Genomic DNA, 17,379 nt, shown 5'->3' with positions numbered 1-17,379 from the left:
TCAGGGAGTAGAGACATGCCGAAGTTGAGATCCGCCACCACCACCCACGGACGTAACATGGCCGGGGCCCGCGCCCTGTGGCGTGCCACCGGAATGACCGATCAGGATTTCGGCAAGCCCATCATCGCCGTGGTCAACTCCTTCACCCAGTTCGTGCCGGGCCACGTCCACCTCAAGGATCTGGGCCAGCTGGTGGCGCGGGAGATTGAAGCCGCCGGCGGCGTTGCCAAGGAGTTCAACACCATCGCCGTGGATGACGGCATCGCCATGGGCCACGGCGGCATGCTCTACTCCCTGCCGTCGCGCGAGCTTATCGCCGACTCGGTGGAGTACATGGTCAACGCCCACTGCGCCGACGCCATGGTCTGCATCTCCAACTGCGACAAGATCACCCCGGGGATGCTGATGGCCGCCCTGCGCATCAACATCCCGGTGATCTTCGTCTCCGGCGGCCCGATGGAAGCGGGCAAGACCAAGCTCTCCGACCAGATCATCAAGCTGGATCTGGTGGACGCCATGATCCAGGGCGCCGACCCCAAGGTCTCCGACGCCCAGAGCGAACAGGTGGAGCGCAGTGCCTGCCCTACCTGCGGCTCCTGCTCCGGCATGTTCACCGCCAACTCCATGAACTGTCTGACCGAGGCGCTGGGTCTCTCCCAGCCGGGCAACGGCTCGCTGCTGGCGACCCACAGCGACCGCGAGCAGCTGTTCAAGCTGGCGGGCCAGCGTATCGTGACCCTGGCCAAGCGCTGGTATGAGCAGGAGGATGCCTCGGCGCTGCCGCGCAACATCGCCACCAAGGCGGCGTTCGAGAATGCCATGGCGCTCGACATTGCCATGGGCGGCTCCACCAATACCGTGCTGCACCTGCTGGCGGCGGCCCAGGAGGCGGGCGTCGACTTCACCATGGCCGACATCGACCGCATGTCGCGCAAGGTACCGCAGCTGTGCAAGGTGGCGCCTTCTACCCAGAAATACCATATGGAAGATGTGCACCGCGCCGGCGGCGTGGTCGCCATTCTGGGCCAGCTGGAAAAAGCGGGTCTGGTGCACGGGGATACCCGCAACGTGCTGGGCACCTCGCTGGTGGAGCTGCTGGCCGAATATGACGTCAGCCGCCAGCCCAGCCAGGAGGTGGTGGACTTCTATCGCGCCGGGCCAGCCGGGATCCGCACCACCAAGGCGTTCAGCCAGGATTGCCGCTGGCCGGAGCTGGATCTGGACAGAGCCGAAGGCTGCATCCGCTCGCTGGACAATGCCTACAGCCTGGAAGGGGGCCTGGCCGTGCTCGCCGGCAACCTGGCGCTGAACGGTGCCATCGTCAAGACCGCCGGGGTGGATGAGGAGAACCTCACCTTCCGCGGCCCGGCCCGGGTATTCGAGAGCCAGGACACGGCGGTCGCCGGCATTCTGGATGGCACCGTCAAGGCCGGTGAAGTGGTGGTGATCCGCTACGAAGGGCCGAAAGGGGGCCCCGGCATGCAGGAGATGCTCTACCCCACCACCTATCTGAAGTCCATGGGGCTCGGCAAGGCGTGTGCGCTGATCACCGATGGCCGCTTCTCCGGCGGCACCTCGGGCCTCTCCATCGGCCACGTTTCGCCGGAGGCGGCCTCCGGCGGCACTATCGGTCTGGTGGAGGATGGCGACATCATCAACATCGACATCCCGGCTCGCAGCATGGTGCTGGAGGTGGCCGACAGCGTGCTGGCTGCCCGCCGCGTCGCCGTCGAAGCCCGTGGCTGGAAGCCGCTCGATCGCCAGCGTCAGGTCTCCTTTGCCCTGCGCGCCTACGCCATGTTCGCCACCAGCGCCGATAAAGGTGCGGTGCGCGATCGTTCGATGCTGGGGGAATAAATCATGGTCTCTGCAGCGGATTATCTACGCAAGGTGCTGCTCTCCCCCGTCTACGAGGCGGCGCGGGTCACCCCCCTGCAAACCCTGAAGAAACTCTCCGAGCGGCTCGGCAATCACGTCAGCCTGAAGCGGGAGGACCTGCAACCGGTCCACTCCTTCAAGCTGCGCGGCGCCTACCACAAGATCGCCACTCTGACCGAGGAGCAGAAGGCGCGCGGCGTCATCGCCGCCTCCGCCGGCAACCACGCCCAGGGGGTCGCCCTGTCGGCCGCCAAGCTTGGCATCAAGGCGATCATCGTGATGCCCAAGACCACGCCGGACATCAAGATCGATGCGGTGCGCCGGCAGGGCGGCAACGTCATGCTGTTTGGCAACAGCTTCGACGAGGCCTATGGCGAGAGTCGCCGCCTCGCCGAGTTGGAGGGCTACACCCTGATCCCGCCGTTTGACGACGTCGAGGTGATCGCCGGGCAGGGCACCATCGGCAAGGAGCTGCTGGAGCAGGATACCCACCTCACCCACGTCTTCGTACCGGTGGGCGGCGGCGGGTTGGCTGCCGGGGTGGCGGTCTACATCAAACAGCTGTTGCCGGATGTGAAGGTGATCGGGGTGGAGGCGGAGGGCTCTGCCTGCCTCAAGGCCGCGCTGGCGGCTGGCGAGCCGGTCAATCTGGAGCGGGTCTCGCTGTTTGCGGACGGGGTGGCGGTCAAGCGCATCGGCGAGGAGACCTTCCGCCTGTGCAATCAGTATCTGGACGAGGTGGTGACCGTCTCCAACGACCAGATCTGCGCCGCGCTGAAAGACATCTTCGACGACTGCCGCGCCATCGCTGAGCCGTCGGGGGCCCTCTCGCTGGCGGGTCTCAAGGCCTACAGCGAGCGGGAGCAGGTGAAAGGGGGGCGGATGGCGGCCATTTTGTCCGGCGCCAACGTCAACTTCCACAGCCTGCGTTACGTGTCGGAGCGCTGCGAGATCGGCGAGAAGCGCGAGGGCATGCTGGCGGTGACCATCCCCGAGCGCAAGGGGGCCTTCCTCGACTTCTGCCGTCAGCTCGGGCCGCGCATGGTGACCGAGTTCAACTACCGCTACGCCGATGCCGAGCAGGCGTCGCTGTTCGTCTCGGTGCGCCTCACCGGCGGTGACGAGGAGCTGGGCCAGATCATCGATCAGCTCGGCGGCAACGGCTACCCGGTGGTCAACATGACCGAGAGCGAGCTGGCCAAGAACCACGTGCGTTACATGATTGGCGGCCGCCCGGCCCGGCCCCTCGGTGAACGCCTCTACAGCTTCAAGTTTCCGGAGCAGCCGGGCGCTTTGATGCGTTTTCTGGAGACCCTGGGTTGCCGCTGGAACATCAGCCTGTTCCACTACCGCAACCACGGTGCCGACTACGGCCGGGTGCTCTGTGCCTTCGAGCTGCCGGACGAGGACGTGGCCGCCTTCCACGATTACCTGCACGAGATTGGCTACGGCTGGAAAGAGGTGAGCGACGACCCCGCCTACCGGCTGTTTCTGGCCAGCTAGGTGGGTTGCAAGCAGCAAGAGGGAGGCCATCGGCCTCCCTTTTTCATGGCGCTGGCCGGCACATCCGCGGATACCCCCTGCATGGGGCGTTTTCCTGCCGGGAATGCTGTGCGCTTCACACTCTTGAGTCCCAAGTCATTTGAGGCTGGCAGCAGATGGGATAACCTGATGGACGGGGCCGGGTTTGCCCCATCAGGGAAGAGAGGCGCAAGAGCGCCCATCACGACTCATTGCAGAGGCTTTCACCATGAACAAATCGATACTTGCCGTGCTGGTCAGCGGCCTGCTCGTCAGCGGGGCCGTGCAGGCTGCCGCTCAGGACAACACCTGGTACGCCGGCGGCAAGGCCGGCTGGTCCAAGTTCTTCGACGTGGATCAGAAGCAGGTCGTCTCCGACACCCTGGGGGCGCTGCAGAACACCAGCACCAGCAAGGATACGCTCGGGCTGGGCGCCTTTGCCGGCTATCAGCTCAACCCCAACCTGGGCTTCGAATTCGGTTATGACTGGTTCGGCAAGTACACCTCGTCCGGCGAATTGAGCGGGGTGAGGGTGGAAGGGGAAGCCAAGAGCCAGATGATCCAGACCACCATGAAGATAGGGTTCCCGGTCAACGATGCGCTGGATCTCTATGGCCGGATCGGCGGCGGCTACGCCTGGACCAACAGCGAACTGTCGGCCCAGACGGCCACCGACTTCATCAAGGATACCGGCAACAAGCATGGCGCCGTGTTCGTCGGGGCGCTGGGGGCCGAATACGCCATCGACCGTGACTGGGCCGCCCGCCTCGAATACCAGTACACCACCCCGCTTGGGGATACCTCCCTCGATCGTTCCGGCATCGAGATGGACAACGGCATGCTGGCGTTTGCCATGCTCTATCGCTTCGGCCAGCAGGGCGGCGAAGTGGCGGCGCCCGCCCCGGCCCCGGCTGTGGCGCCTGCTCCCGCCGTGGTGGTGGTGCCCAAGACCTTCAGCCTGAGTTCGGACGTACTGTTCGAGTTCAACAAGGCGACCCTGAAGCCGGCTGCCAGCCAGGCGCTCGACAACCTGTTCAGCCAGATAGTGGCGGCCAATCCGAAAGACGGGGTGGCGACCGTGATCGGCCACACCGATCGCATCGGCTCCGACGCCTACAACCAGGCGCTCTCCGAGCAGCGCGCCCGCAGCGTCGCCGACTACCTGATCGCCAAGGGGCTGTTTGCCGACAAGGTGCGGGTCGAGGGACGCGGCAAGTCCTCCCCGATCACCGGCAACAACTGCAGTAGCGGCTCCAAACCGGCGCTGATCGCCTGTCTGGCACCGGATCGGCGGGTGGAAGTGCGGCTGGAAGGGGTCTCCCAACCGGCGCAATGACCACGGCTGTCTGCTGAATGACGAGGGAGGCCCAGGCCTCCCTTCTCATTGCCGCCAGCGGGGGCGGTTATGTGCGGATGCCGATGCCGCAGCCCTCTGATATAGCCAATCGGTGTTAAGCCCACCCCGGCAGCTGGTCGATAACTGACCAGATGTATGGCGCCGAGGGCGAAGATATGCGCATCGATCACTACGACCTCCAGGGGGAGGTGCAATACCAGCAGCAACAGGCGCAGTCCCGCAAGGTGCGCCGGCTCGGCCCCGTGCCGGCTGCCAGCCAGGCGCAGTCCCCTGCCACGGCGCCGGCGGACTTGACGCCTGCGGCCAGCGGTGGCAGCCAGCTCACCTTCACCCGCAGCAGCCTGCTGACGCTGCAGATGGCCAGCCGTACTGCTGCCGGCCCGGTGCCAGCGGCTTCCACACCGGCCCCCGCCAAGCCTGCCGAGACCGGCAAGGGCGAACAGGATGGCATTCCCAACGACGGGCTCGACAACCGCCAGCGGCTCATCAAGCTGATGATCGAGGCGATGCTGGGCCACGAGATAGAGTTGCCGGACCCGATCAAACCGGCCGACCAGAGCGCGGAGGGAGTACCCGCGCCGATGGGTGAGGGGACTCAGCCCGCCGCCGAGCCGGATCAGCTGGTGGAGGTGACCGACAGCCTGCTGCAAAAAGAGCAGCTCAACGTGGTGGCGGCGGCAAACGTGCAGACCCAGGATGGCCAGACCCTGCAGCTGGATCTCGGTTTTGTGCTGGACTGGCGCCAGCTCGACATCAGCCAGCGTCGCACCACCCTCAATGCCCTCAAGGATCCGCTGGTGCTCAGCCTGGACGGCAAGATAGCCGGCCTGACGGACGCCAGGGTCAATTTCGACATCGATCAGGATGGCAAGGCGGACAGCCTGCCCGGCCTGAGTGAAGGGAGCGGCTTCGTGGCGCTGGATCGCAACGGCAACGGCACCATAGATGACGGCGGCGAGCTGTTCGGAGCCCGCTCCGGCAACGGTTTTGGCGAGCTGGCGACCCTGGATGAGGATGGCAACGGGGTGCTGGACGAGCGGGACAGCCAGTTCTCGGCGCTGCAATTCTGGCAGCCGGAACAGTCCCCCATCGCTCTGGTGGAGCTGGGGATCGGTGCCATCCTGCTGCATCCCCTCGACACCCCCTTCAACCATCTGGGGGAAAGCGGCAATCAGGGGGTACTGCGCCAGTCCGGTCTCTATGTGACCGAGCAGGGCAAGGGAGGCTGGGTGCAGCAGGTCGACCTGCGGGTCTGAACCCTGCACCCGCATGGCAAACCCGGTCGCTGACGCCGCGCGCCAGCGACCGCTTCACCATCAGCGACAAGAGCCTGACTCAGTTCAGCTCGGTGGGGTCTATGTCGAGGCTCCAGCGCACCCGCTTGGTCTCGGGCCACCCTTCCAGCTCCTTCACCGCCCAATCCAGCAGTTGGGCCAGTGGCGCCCGGTTCGGCCCCTGCACCAGCAACTGCATGCGAAACTTGCCCGCCTTGCGCTCCATGAAGCCGCTGATGGGCCCCAGCACCTGAACATGGGGATAGCGGGCGCTGCGCAGGGTATCGGCGAGGCGGCCGAGGAACAACTGCACCTCGTCGCGGCCGTTGGCCTCGGCCCGAAACAGCCCCTGATAGCTGAACGGCGGCAGCCCCAGCAGGCGACGCTCTTTCAGCGCCGTGTCGGCGAAGTGGCCATAGCCGTTCTGGGTCAGATCCTGCAGCAGGGCGTGCTCGGGATGGTGGCTCTGCAGCACCACCAGCCCCGGCTTGCTGGCACGACCGGCACGGCCCGCCACCTGGGTGTAGAGCTGGGCCAGCTTCTCGGCGGCGCGAAAATCGGCGCTGAACAGGGCGCCATCCACATCCAGCAGTCCGACCAGCGTCACATCCGGGAAGTGGTGGCCCTTGGCCAGCATCTGGGTACCGATCAGGATCTTGTACTTGCCCGCCTTGATGTCGCCTAGGTGGGTCTCCAGCTCCCCCTTGCGACGGGTGTTGTCCCGATCGATGCGCACCACCGGATATTGCGGGAACACGGTGCCGAGCAGCTGCTCCAGCTGTTCGGTGCCGACCCCGGAGCCGATCAGTTCGTTGCTGCCGCACTCCGGGCAGTGGTGGGGCAGCGGGCGCACACTGTCGCAGTGGTGGCAGTGCAGCCGCCGTCCGGCCTGGTGCCAGGTGTACCAGGCGTCACAGCGCTCGCAGGCGGCACTCCAGCCGCACTGGTGGCAAATCAGGGCCGGGGCATAGCCACGGCGGTTGAGAAACAGCATCACCTGGTTGCCCGCCGCCAGATGCTCCGCCATCAGCTGTTCCAGCTGGGGGGAGAGTCCGGCCTGCAGCCGCACGTTCTTGATGTCCAGGATCACCTGACGGGCAGTCTGGGCATTACCGGCGCGGCGAGTCAGGCTGAGGTGGTGATACTTGCCGCTGCGGGCGTTGTGCAATGTCTCCAGCGACGGGGTGGCCGAGCCAAGCAGGATGGGGATGCCGGCGCGATGGGCCCGCATCACCGCCAGATCCCGCGCGTGGTAGCGAAAACCGTCCTGCTGCTTGAAAGAGCCGTCGTGCTCCTCGTCGATGATGATGATGCCGAGGTTGTGAAACGGGGTGAACACCGCGGAGCGGGTGCCGATCAGGATGGCGGCGCCACCGTCGCGGCAGGCCAGCCAGGCATCGAGCCGCTCCCGATCGTTCATGGCGGAGTTCATCGCCACCACCGGCACGTTGAAGCGGCGCCGGAAGCGGTTGATGGTCTGCGGAGTGAGGCCGATCTCCGGCACCATCACCAGCGCCTGCTTGCCTGCCTTGAGCAGGGGCTCGAGGATGCTCAGATAAACCTCGGTCTTGCCGGAGCCGGTAATGCCGTCCAGCAGGAAGGCGCCAAACTGGTCGCTCTGGCTGGTGACGGCGGAGACCGCCAGCGCCTGCTCGCCGTTGAGGCGCAGCCCCTCGCCCGGCTCGAAGCGGGCGACCCAGTCGCCGTCATGGCTCGGCTCCAGCGAACGCTTCTCCAGCAGCCCCTTCTTCTCCAGCGCGGTGAGGGCGGCGCTCTGGATCTCCTCCTGCTTGAGGGCGGAGGGGGTCTGCGGCCCCTTTCGCAGCAGGGCGAGCGCCTGCTGCTGCTTGGCCGCCCGCTTGAGCTCGTTGAGATCGACCGCCATGCCGGCTTCGGTGGCGAACCAGAACTCCAGCTCGCGATAGGCGGCGGGCTCCCCCTTGCGCACCAGCACCGGCAGGGCGTGCGGCAGCACCACCCCCAGCGGGTGCTGGTAGTAGCTGGCGCTCCAGTTCATCAGCGCCAGTATGTCGGGCCCCAGCACGGGGGCGCTATCAAGCACGCGTTTGATCGGCTTGAGCTTGTTGCGCGGCACCTGGCTGTCGGCCGGGTGATCCACCACCAGCCCGACCAGGGTTTGCGGGCCGAACGGGATCTCGACCCGGCAGCCGGGAGCAGGCAAAGGCAGGGGGGAGAGATAGTCGAAGTGACGGCGTAACGGCACCGGCACAGCCACACGAACCAGATCCAGCGTTTGGGAAGAATTCACCAGAGATTGCCTATTTTTTCTGCGAAGCCACTTGCCTGAACTCAGGCATTTCCTATATTATTCGCAGCCTTTGAAACTGTGTTCAACAATCGTGTGGTGTCCGACAGAAGATCGGATAGCGACACGGCCTGATAATTGAGGTTGTCCATGAAAGCTGGTATCCATCCTGACTACGTAGCCATCACCGCCAAGTGCTCTTGCGGTAACGTCATCAACACCTTCTCTACCCTGGGTAAAGATCTGAACCTGGACGTGTGCTCCGAGTGCCACCCGTTCTATACCGGCAAGCAGAAAGAAGTTTCTAGCGGCGGCCGCGTAGACAAGTTCAACAAGCGTTTCGGTGCGATGACCACCAAGAAGTAATTCTACTTCTGAAGAATTCTGAAAAAGGCGCCCGATGGGCGCCTTTTTTATTGGTCGGCGTTCTGTAACGGCCCGCTTTGCCCTATGGTGGGACTCTCCTTTCTCCCTTTGCGGGAACAGGGGCGAAGATGAGGGGCGGTAACATGGGCAAGACAGGGAGTGTGCAGATGCGTGATTGTCTGGTGATGGGGGCGGCGGGCTACATAGGTTCTTACCTGGTGCCCCATCTGCAAGAACTGGGTTATCGGGTGATTGCCGGTGCGCGGCGCCCCTGCCGTCTGCCGCCCGGGGTGGAGTTTCGCCTTGCCGACAGCCTCAAGCCGATCACATTGCTGCCCGCCCTGGCCGGCATCGACACCGTCTTCTATCTGGTGCACGCCATGGGGGCGGGGGCCGACTTCCACCGGCTGGAGCAGCAGGGGGTGAAGAACTTCGCCGCCGCCGCCCGCGCCGCCGGGGTGCGCCGCATCATCTATCTGGGCGCCATCCAGCCGGCGCAGTGCAACAGCCGTCACCTCAACTCCCGCCGTTATTGCGGTGAGCTGTTTCGCGAATCTGGCGTACCGACGGTCGAGCTGCGCGCCGGCATCATAGTGGGGCCCGGCTCAGCGGCCTTCGAGGTGATGCGGGATCTGGTGTTCAACCTGCCGATGATGGTGACGCCCAAGTGGGTGCGTTCGCGCACACCGCCCATTGCGCTCTCCAACCTGCTGCACTATCTGGGTGGGCTGGTGGAGGCCGAAGGGGTGGACGGCCAGATCTTCAATGCCGCCGGTCCCGAGCTGCTCAGCTATCAACAGCAGTTGCAGAAGTTCGCCGCCCACATCGGCAAGCGCTGCCCCATCATCCCGCTGCCGTTTCTCAGCCCGCGCCTCTCCGCCTGGTGGCTGCAGTTTGTCACCTCGGTGCCGCAGCCGGTGGCCAAGGCGTTGGTGGGTGGCCTCAAGCACGACATCCCGGCCGACGACGGCCCACTGCGGGCCCTGCTGCCACAAACCCTGCTCAGCTTCGACGAGGCGCTGGCCGAGAGCCTCTCTCTGGAGCAGCGGCTGGGCGCCGAGCAGCAGGGGGAGGAGACCCCGCTCGGACTGCGCTGGCGCCATCCCGAGTACGGCTTCTATGACCGCACTGCCAGCGGCGATGCCATCTGCCTCGCCTCGCCCGAGGTGGTGTGGCAGGTGCTGCAGCAGCTGGGGGGCGAGCAGCGCTACTTCTACATGAACCAGCTGTGGGTGGTGCGCGAATGGATGGATCACCTGATCGGCGGCCCGGCGCTGACCCGCGGCCGCACCAATCCGGATCGCTTCGTGAAGGGCGACATGCTGGACTCCTGGCAGATCCTCGGGGTGGACGAGGGGCGCAGGCTGGATCTGCTGTTCAACATGCGGGCCCCCGGCGTGGGCCGGCTGGAGTTCAACATACTGCCGGAAGAGTCGGGGTTGACCCGGCTCAAGGTGACGGCCCACTGGCATCCACAGGGGGCCTGGGGGCTGGCCTACTGGCTCGCCATGCTGCCGTTCCACCTCTTCATCTTCCAGGGCATGACGGAGGCGATCGCCAGACAGGCGGAGGCGAAAGCCGGCATTCCGGTGATGGGGTGAAACCATATCTATAACTAAATGGGTATTCGTGGTTGGCATGACATGCTAATTACTGGCTTGTCAGTGGCTGGGTAACGATACTTTCCTCTGTGAAAGCCCGATGGTTTTCTTTATGATCCCCAGCCCTCGCCCGTGGGCGAGCCAATGCACCACTCAATTCACTACCGTATCGGGGTCCCCCATGTCCGATCAGCGTCACGATCTTCGTCAACAAGCACTCGATTACCACGCCCAGCCCGTGCCGGGCAAAATCGCCATCGCCCTCACCAAGCCCGCCGAGACCGCCCGCGATCTGGCGCTGGCCTACAGCCCGGGCGTTGCCGAGCCGGTGCGCGAGATCGCTGCCAACCCGGCCGATGCCTACCGCTACACCGGCAAGGGCAACCTGGTGGCCGTCATCTCCAACGGCACCGCCATTCTGGGGCTGGGCAATCTGGGGCCGCTGGCCTCCAAGCCGGTGATGGAGGGCAAGGCCCTGCTGTTCAAGCGCTTTGCCGGCATCGACGCCATCGACATCGAAGTGAAGCACGACACCAGCGCGCAGTTCATCGACACCGTTGCTGCCATCGCCGATACCTTCGGCGGCATCAACCTAGAAGACATCAAGGCCCCCGAGTGCTTCGAGATCGAGCAGGCGCTGATCGAGCGCTGCGACATTCCGGTGTTCCACGATGATCAGCACGGTACCGCCATCGTCACCGCCGCCGGCCTGCTCAACGCGCTGGAAGTGCAGGGCAAGCAGATTGGCGACAGCCGCATCGTCTGCATGGGCGCCGGGGCTGCCGCCACCGCCTGCATGGAGCTGCTGATCAAGTGTGGCGCCAAGCCCCACAACATCTTCATGCTGGATCGTCAGGGCGTCATCCACAGCGGTCGCACCGATCTCAACCAGTACAAGCAGCGCTTCGCCAACGACACCCCCCTGCGCACCCTGATGGAGGTGATCGACGGGGCGGACGTGTTCGTCGGCGTCTCCGGCCCGGATGTGCTGCCCGCCGAGGCGGTGGCACTGATGGCCCCCAACCCGGTGATCTTCGCCTGCTCCAACCCGGACCCCGAGATCAAGCCGGCGCTGGCTCACGCAGTGCGCGGTGACCTCATCATGGGTACCGGTCGTTCCGACTATCCGAACCAGATCAACAACGTACTCTGCTTCCCCTTCATCTTCCGCGGTGCCCTCGACGCCCGTGCCAGCCGCATCAACGATGCCATGAAGATCGCGGCGGTCGAGGCGATCCGTGGTCTGGCCAAGGAGCCGGTGCCGGCCGAGGTACTGACCGCCGCTGGCGTGAGTGAACTCGCCTTCGGCAAGGACTACGTCATTCCCAAGCCGATGGATGCCCGTCTGCTGCCGCGCGTCGCCCGTGCCGTGGCGCTGGCAGCGGTGGAGTCCGGGGTGGCCCGCATCGCCCTGCCGGCGGACTACATGCTGGGCTGAGCCAAGGCAAGCGCGCAGAAAACAGAAGGGGCCCCATGTCGGGGCCCCTTTTCATTACGGGAAGCTTGTTGGTCGATTACTTGGTCTTGGGAGCAACCTTGACGGCCGGTGCCTTGGCGTGGGCAGCCTTGTGGTGTTTTTTCACGACCTTGGTCTGGGTAGCCTGGGGAGCGGCAGCCTTGGTCGGGGTGGCAGCCATGGTGAAGCCGGAGGTCAGGGCGAAGACAGCAGCCAGGCTCAGGGGGATCAGCTTGTTCATATTCCAGTTCCTCATTCGGGTTGATGACATGGAGCGTTTCTCCATGACTTCATCCTAGGGCTGTTCGACCTGCGGTTCAGTGAGTGACTGGTGACGGTTTGTATCCAAATGTACAGGCAGCATCAGGCAGAAACGGGCACCGCAGCTGCTCGGCAGCAGCTGCACCTCGCCGCCGTGGTGGCGGGCGATGCTGCGTACGATGGCCAGCCCCAGCCCGGCGCCGCCGGTGCGTCGGTCGCGGCTCTGATCCAGCCGCACGAAGGGCTCGAAGATCTGCGGTGCCAGCGCCGGATCGATACCGGCGCCGTCGTCGGCCACCTCCAGCAGATAGTGATCCTGCTGACGCACCATGCTGAGGGTGACCCGGCCAGCGGCGTGGCGCAGGGCGTTGCCTATGAGGTTCTCCAGCGCCCGATCCAGCAGGCGAGTATCGCCGCGCCAGGGCAGGGCCATGGCCGGGCGCACGAAGTCGAGCCGCTTGTCCGGCCGCAGCGCCTGCCAGTCGGCGAGGCGGCTGCCGGCCCAGCTGCCGAGCTCCAACTCGCTGCATTGCAGCGGCAGCTCGGGGCGATCGAGCCTGGCGTAGGTGAGCATCTCCTCGATGAGGGCGTCCAGCGCGCCGAGATCCCGCTCCAGCCCCTGCTGCTCCTCGGCCGAGGGCGCCGGGTCCAGCATGGCGAGCCGGTAGCGCAGCCGCACCAGCGGGGTGCGCAGCTCGTGGGCGATGGCGTCGGTCAGCTGCTTGCGGCTGGCCAGCATGGCCTGCAGCTGCTCGGTCATCTGGTCGAAGGTGCGGCCGACCCGGCCCAGGCTGCTACCGGGCGGCAAACGGGTGCGACAGGAGAGATCGCCGTCACCGACCCGGCGGGCGGTCTGTTCAAGCTGTTGCAGGCCGCGCCAGTGCGGGCGCAGCCAGAGCAGGATCGGCAGCCCCAGCGAGAGACCGATGACCAGCAGCAGCCCCACGTCGACCCAGTGCAGCTCGTGCAGGTAGGAGAGATAGGGCACGGGGCCGACGATCAGCACCTGATCGGTGCCCGGAATGCGCTGCAGGAAGGTGTCATCCTCCTCGACGATGACGATGTTGCCGGCCTCCAGGAAGGCCTGATCCTCGTTGGCCAGCGGCTGGTTGGCGAGGGCGCCGATCTGCAGCGGCAGGGTGAGCTGGCGGCTCTGCTCGGCCATGCGGGCGGGCCAGTGCTCCGGCGGCAAGCGGGCCAGCTCGCCGGTGAGCAGGCCGAGGGAGCCCTGCATCATCCGCTCCAGATAGCGATCTCCCGCCCGCTCGGCGGTGACCTGATAGACCATGCCGACCAGCAGGATGGCCAGGGTGAAACAGCCGATCAGCAGCAGATAGAACTGGATAAACAGGCGGCGCATGGGTGTGCTCTCCCGAGGTCAGTGGCGGACGGCCCTATTATTCCCAGGCGTGGGGCACCAGCAGGTAGCCCTTCTGGCGTACCGTCTTGATGCGGGTCGGGTTGCTGGTGTCGTCCCCCAGCTTGCGGCGCAGGCGGGAGATGGCCACGTCCATGCTGCGATCCTGGCCGTCGTAGTCACGACCGCGCAGGCTGCGAAACAGCGCCTCCCGCCCCAGGATCTGGCCGGCGTGGCAGGCCAGCTCCCACAGGAGATCGAAATCGGCGGTGGAGAGCGGAATGCTGTCGCCGTCGAGGCGCACGTCCCGGCCCGGCCCGTCGATCTGCAACCGGCCGAACTGCAGGCGCTGGGGCGGCGTGCTGGCGACCACGGGTTGCGGGGCCTGTTGTCCCTGCTGGCGAAACTGGACCCGCAGTCGGGCCAGCAGCACGGGGGGCGGCGTGGTCTTGAGGATGTAGTCGTTGGCACCCAGCTCCAGGCTCAGGATCTGGTTCATGTCGCTGTCCAGCGAAGTGAGCATGACGATGGGGCCGGCAAAGCGCGGGCGCAGATCCCGGCACAGGGAGAGACCATCCTGACCCGGCAGCATGATGTCGAGCAGCACCAGGTCCGGCTGCTCGGCCTCGACCCTGGCCAGTGCCAGGTCGCCCCTGGGCTCCAACAGCACTTCCATGTCGTGGCGGGCCAGCCAGCTGCTGATGAGCTGGCCTATCTCGGGATCATCTTCAACAAAAAGAATGCGTTGCATGGTGGCATGACACCCAGACTGTGGCGCGGATGCGCGTGCCGCCAGCATAGCGGCTCCGGCCGTCCCATGCACAGGGTTAAATAATCAAACAGGGCCCGCGGGCCCTGTCTTGTTTTGCTGGTCGAGCGATCTCCCCTGTGACATCAGCTCACTTTGCGCTTGAGATAGACGCCGGCTTCCATGTGGTGAGTCCAGGGGAACTGGTCGAACAGGGCGAAGCGGGCGATCTCGTGGGTGTCGCCGAGTACCGCCATGTTGGCCTGCAGGGTCTCTGGGTTGCAGGAGATATAGAGGATGTTGTCGTAATCCTGCACCAGTTTGACGGTGGCGTCGTCGAGGCCGGCCCGGGGCGGATCGACGAAGATGGTGTTGCACTGGTAGGCGCCCAGATCGACCCCCTTGAGGCGGTTGAACTCCCGCTCGCCGCGCATCGCCATGGTGAACTCCTCGGCCGACATGCGCAGGATGATCAGGTTGTCGACGCCGTTGGCGGCGATGTTGAACTGGGCAGAGTCCACGCTCGGCTTGGCGATCTCGGTGGCCAGCACCTTGCGGAAGTTCTGCGCCAGGGCGATGGAGAAGTTGCCGTTGCCGCAGTAGAGCTCCAGCAGGTCGCCCTCGCTGCCCTTGGTCACGTCCAGCGCCCAGCCCAGCATCTGTTCGTTGATGGCGGCGTTGGGCTGGGTGAAGCTGTTTTCCACCTGCTTGTAGACCAGCTCGCGGCCCTGCACATTCAACCGCTCGATGACGAACTCCTCCCCCAGGCAGATCTTCTGCTTGTGGGCGCGGCCAATCAGCTGCAGATCGAACCCCTTGGCCCGCAGGTCGGCCTGCAGCGCTTCGGCGGCCTGCTGCCACTCGCTCTCCAGCTTGCGGTGGTAGAGCAGGCTGACGCAGATCTGGCCGGACTGGGTGGAGAGGTAGTCGATCTGGAACAGCTTGCGGCGCAGCACGGGGTGCGGGCGCAGCCCTTCCAGCAGCACCGGCATCAGCTGGTTGATGAGGCGGCTGGCGGTGGGGAACTGATCGACCCGGATGATCTCCTTGGTAGCCGGCGCATACATGCAGTGATACAGGTCGTCACCGTCGTGCCAGATGCGAAACTCGGCGCGCATCCGGTAGTGTTCGGCGGGGGAGGCGTGCACTTCCAGCGCAGGCAGGGTGAAGTTGGCAAACAACCCGCAGAGGCGCTCGCGCTTCTCGTCGAGCTGGGCCTGGTAATCGGCCGGGGTTCGAAGGGGCGCCGGGTCGGCGGAAACCTGCTGGGATTGGGTCATGATTTACCTCACATGCACACCGGTCTGGCCGGGTCGAAATCGGGGGAAGCCTGCAGCCACCCAAAGGGGCCCGATTTTAAAAGGCCGCCGCAGATTGTCCAGTATTTTGTGGTCAAGAAGTGTGCAGTCAGGCCGATAGCTGATCTACAGGCATGGTGGGAGGACACATTATGCAGATCGACGGAGTGGGCGCGGCCCAACCCAAGGGAGTGGGTGTTGCTCCCAAATCGCCCCAGCAGGCGGACTCGAAACCGGTAAACAACGAGGACGAAGTCTCGTTGCACAAGGCGCCGAAATGGGCGCAGGTGCTGGTGCAGCAGGCGCTGCAGTTCGCGCTGGAGATCAATGGTCAGGGTTACAAGGCGCCCAAGGCGCAGGATCAGCCGGAGGCGGTGACCCCGGATACCCTGTTCGACTTTCAGTCGGTGGCCGACAACGTGCTGCAGTTCGTCACCGGCCGGCTGGGGGCTGCCCGGGCTGACGGCAAGTCGGACGACAGCCTGACCGGCATGATGGAGCAGGCCCGCAAGGGGGTGGACAAGGGCTTTGGCGACGCCAGGAAGCAGCTCGGCGACTGGGCGGACAACTCCGACATCAAGACCGGCATGGATCAGAGCTACAAGCTGATCCAGGAGGGGCTCGATCAGTTCGAGAAGGAGTTCTTCGGCAAGGTCTCCACCACCGACATGGGGCAGGCCGAGATGGCCAGCCGCCAGCAGGGCTCGCTGGAGATCCAGACCAAGGATGGCGACAAGGTGGTGCTGCGCTTCAACGACAGCTGGCAGACCAAGTCCCAGAAGGATGACAGCGGCAGCCAGTTCAGCCTCAAGTCGAGCCAGAGCTTCAGCTTCTCGCTGGAGGGCAACCTGAGCAGCGAGGAGATGGACTCCATCGGCAAGCTGGTCAAGGGGATCGACGATCTGGCCGGCAACTTCTTCTCCGGCAATTTCGACGACCTGTTGAAGAAGGCGGGCGAACTGAAGCTGGATGACAGCCAGCTGGCCTCCTATTCGCTCAAGCTCAAGCAGAGTCTCAAGCTGAGCCAGACCTATCAGGGGGCGCACTCCCTGCAGGAGATGCTCAAGCCGCTGGCCGACTACCTGCCCAAGCTGGATCAGGTGCAGCAGCAGGCGGATTCTCTACTGCCGGCATCCCAGCAGCAGGCGCTGACGCCGGCGGTGCTGGCGGCCCGTGGCCAGAGCGATCCGGCCCAGGTGGGCAGCTTCACCAGCTTCAACCAGCGGATGCTGGATGCGCTGCGGATGATCGGCCAGTTCCAGCCGGCGACGGATGCCAGCAGCAAGAGCGTCTGAACGGTTTCGAATCGAGGACCATGACCGGCCGTTTGCCAGCTCCTGCGGGGGCTGGCAAACTGGCCTTTTTCCCGATCCGGCCAGCCCATGAACCCGAAAAAGCCCAGAGACAAGCGCGAGCTTTGCTACCCCTTCATCTTCGAAACCCAGTTCCAGTGTGACTACGAGATCGCCACCGACGAGCTCTGCTGCCAGGTGGGCGCCGTGTTGTCACACCTGACTCCGGATGCCGAGATTGCGCCCATGCAGGCGGATCTCGCGGCGCTGCAGCGGCTTATCTACAACCTCAACGGCTCGGTGCGCGGCAGGCTCGGCATCTTCGAGGAGGATCTGGCGTGGCTGAAGGGGCGTTACGATCACTACAACGAGGCAAGCCGCGGCCGGGTCACCGGTTTCGTGCTGCCGCAAGGGCCGCAGCCGATCCCGACCCTGCATTTGTGCCGCTGCGGCAGCAAGAAGGTGGTGCGGCTGCTGGTGCGGCTGGAAGAGAGCGGGGTGCGCTTCGACCTCATTCTCTATCGGTTCGCCAATCTGCTGGCCAACTTCTTCTTCGTGCTGACCGTCTACCTCAAGCAGCTGTGGCAGGTGGACGAGGTACCCTACGTCAGCATCAACTACTGAATACGGCCAAAAAAGCTTTTGTTTTTCATGAAGATCGAACACGATCATCCCATTTTTCGGTCACCGGGATGGTTCCGGTA

14 protein-coding genes are annotated in these 17,379 nt (G+C 65.0%); 9 read left to right on the top strand and 5 right to left on the bottom strand.

All coding sequences use genetic code 11. From position 1 onward, the window contains the following. Positions 1–15: 15 nt before the first annotated feature. The 4 genes from ilvD (at position 16) to C2U40_RS21960 (ending at position 6,012) form a co-directional block, all read left to right on the top strand. Positions 16–1,857: a dihydroxy-acid dehydratase gene (gene ilvD / locus C2U40_RS21975; protein ID WP_103827656.1), complete on the top strand. Its 1,842-nt coding sequence runs from the start codon at positions 16–18 to the stop codon at positions 1,855–1,857. Between the two features lie 3 nt (positions 1,858–1,860). Further along, positions 1,861–3,381 carry a threonine ammonia-lyase, biosynthetic gene (gene ilvA / locus C2U40_RS21970; protein ID WP_011707857.1) on the top strand — a complete coding sequence of 507 codons (1,521 nt, stop codon included), beginning with the start codon at positions 1,861–1,863 and terminating at the stop codon, positions 3,379–3,381. 247 nt (positions 3,382–3,628) lie between these two features. After that, complete coding sequence (ompA, locus tag C2U40_RS21965) at positions 3,629–4,735, top strand: porin OmpA (protein ID WP_103827655.1); 1,107 nt, start codon at positions 3,629–3,631, stop codon at positions 4,733–4,735. A gap of 152 nt (positions 4,736–4,887) precedes the next feature. After that, a complete protein-coding gene (locus C2U40_RS21960; protein WP_181014787.1) occupies positions 4,888–6,012 on the top strand; it encodes a hypothetical protein in 1,125 nt (374 codons plus the stop codon). A gap of 79 nt (positions 6,013–6,091) precedes the next feature. Here C2U40_RS21960 and priA read toward each other — a convergent pair whose 3' ends face one another. After that, positions 6,092–8,299: a primosomal protein N' gene (priA, locus tag C2U40_RS21955; protein WP_103827654.1), complete on the bottom strand. Its 2,208-nt coding sequence runs from the start codon at positions 8,297–8,299 to the stop codon at positions 6,092–6,094. A 147-nt stretch (positions 8,300–8,446) separates the two neighbouring features. Between priA and rpmE the strand changes: the two genes are divergently transcribed. The 3 genes from rpmE to C2U40_RS21940 all read left to right on the top strand — a co-directional run bounded on the left by rpmE (position 8,447) and on the right by C2U40_RS21940 (position 11,701). Further along, the gene (gene rpmE, locus C2U40_RS21950; RefSeq protein WP_016352348.1) at positions 8,447–8,662 is read left to right on the top strand and encodes a 50S ribosomal protein L31; all 216 of its coding nucleotides are present in this window, start codon (positions 8,447–8,449) and stop codon (positions 8,660–8,662) included. A gap of 167 nt (positions 8,663–8,829) precedes the next feature. After that, positions 8,830–10,263 carry a DUF2867 domain-containing protein gene (locus tag C2U40_RS21945; RefSeq protein WP_181014786.1) on the top strand — a complete coding sequence of 478 codons (1,434 nt, stop codon included), beginning with the start codon at positions 8,830–8,832 and terminating at the stop codon, positions 10,261–10,263. Positions 10,264–10,444: 181 nt separating this feature from the next. Beyond that, positions 10,445–11,701: a malic enzyme-like NAD(P)-binding protein gene (locus tag C2U40_RS21940; protein WP_103827652.1), complete on the top strand. Its 1,257-nt coding sequence runs from the start codon at positions 10,445–10,447 to the stop codon at positions 11,699–11,701. Positions 11,702–11,777: 76 nt separating this feature from the next. Here C2U40_RS21940 and C2U40_RS21935 read toward each other — a convergent pair whose 3' ends face one another. The 4 genes from C2U40_RS21935 to trmA form a co-directional block, all read right to left on the bottom strand. After that, positions 11,778–11,960, bottom strand: a complete 183-nt coding sequence (locus C2U40_RS21935) for a hypothetical protein (protein WP_010635722.1) — start codon at positions 11,958–11,960, stop codon at positions 11,778–11,780. Between the two features lie 54 nt (positions 11,961–12,014). Next, positions 12,015–13,340, bottom strand: coding sequence for a two-component system sensor histidine kinase RstB (rstB, locus tag C2U40_RS21930; protein WP_103827651.1), 1,326 nt, complete (start codon positions 13,338–13,340; stop codon positions 12,015–12,017). Positions 13,341–13,377: 37 nt separating this feature from the next. Continuing rightward, positions 13,378–14,088 (bottom strand): two-component system response regulator RstA, encoded by a 711-nt coding sequence (gene rstA / locus C2U40_RS21925; protein WP_016352344.1) that lies wholly within the window; start codon positions 14,086–14,088, stop codon positions 13,378–13,380. A gap of 143 nt (positions 14,089–14,231) precedes the next feature. Then, positions 14,232–15,365: a tRNA (uridine(54)-C5)-methyltransferase TrmA gene (trmA, locus tag C2U40_RS21920; RefSeq protein ID WP_103827650.1), complete on the bottom strand. Its 1,134-nt coding sequence runs from the start codon at positions 15,363–15,365 to the stop codon at positions 14,232–14,234. 170 nt (positions 15,366–15,535) lie between these two features. Here trmA and C2U40_RS21915 point away from each other — a divergent pair, with 170 nt between their 5' ends. Both C2U40_RS21915 and C2U40_RS21910 read left to right on the top strand, forming a co-directional pair. Then, positions 15,536–16,678, top strand: a complete 1,143-nt coding sequence (locus C2U40_RS21915) for a DUF5610 domain-containing protein (RefSeq protein WP_011707847.1) — start codon at positions 15,536–15,538, stop codon at positions 16,676–16,678. Positions 16,679–16,765: 87 nt separating this feature from the next. Next, positions 16,766–17,299 (top strand): ATP--cob(I)alamin adenosyltransferase, encoded by a 534-nt coding sequence (locus C2U40_RS21910; protein ID WP_103827649.1) that lies wholly within the window; start codon positions 16,766–16,768, stop codon positions 17,297–17,299. The last annotated feature ends 80 nt before the right edge of the window (positions 17,300–17,379 follow it).

The sequence above is a fragment of the Aeromonas sp. ASNIH4 genome, assembly GCF_002934425.1.
Classification (GTDB): Bacteria; Pseudomonadota; Gammaproteobacteria; order Enterobacterales; family Aeromonadaceae; genus Aeromonas; species Aeromonas hydrophila.
This window is presented reverse-complemented; position numbering and strand designations above follow the sequence as displayed.

Coding starts and splice junctions, on each gene's coding strand:
- ilvD (WP_103827656.1), top strand. CDS start 16: ATGCCGAAGTTGAGATCCGCCACCACCACCCACGGACGTAACATGGCC.
- ilvA (WP_011707857.1), top strand. CDS start 1,861: ATGGTCTCTGCAGCGGATTATCTACGCAAGGTGCTGCTCTCCCCCGTC.
- ompA (WP_103827655.1), top strand. CDS start 3,629: ATGAACAAATCGATACTTGCCGTGCTGGTCAGCGGCCTGCTCGTCAGC.
- C2U40_RS21960 (WP_181014787.1), top strand. CDS start 4,888: ATGTATGGCGCCGAGGGCGAAGATATGCGCATCGATCACTACGACCTC.
- rpmE (WP_016352348.1), top strand. CDS start 8,447: ATGAAAGCTGGTATCCATCCTGACTACGTAGCCATCACCGCCAAGTGC.
- C2U40_RS21945 (WP_181014786.1), top strand. CDS start 8,830: ATGCGTGATTGTCTGGTGATGGGGGCGGCGGGCTACATAGGTTCTTAC.
- C2U40_RS21940 (WP_103827652.1), top strand. CDS start 10,445: ATGTCCGATCAGCGTCACGATCTTCGTCAACAAGCACTCGATTACCAC.
- C2U40_RS21935 (WP_010635722.1), bottom strand. CDS start 11,960: ATGAACAAGCTGATCCCCCTGAGCCTGGCTGCTGTCTTCGCCCTGACC.
- rstB (WP_103827651.1), bottom strand. CDS start 13,340: ATGCGCCGCCTGTTTATCCAGTTCTATCTGCTGCTGATCGGCTGTTTC.
- rstA (WP_016352344.1), bottom strand. CDS start 14,088: ATGCAACGCATTCTTTTTGTTGAAGATGATCCCGAGATAGGCCAGCTC.
- trmA (WP_103827650.1), bottom strand. CDS start 15,365: ATGACCCAATCCCAGCAGGTTTCCGCCGACCCGGCGCCCCTTCGAACC.
- C2U40_RS21915 (WP_011707847.1), top strand. CDS start 15,536: ATGCAGATCGACGGAGTGGGCGCGGCCCAACCCAAGGGAGTGGGTGTT.
- C2U40_RS21910 (WP_103827649.1), top strand. CDS start 16,766: ATGAACCCGAAAAAGCCCAGAGACAAGCGCGAGCTTTGCTACCCCTTC.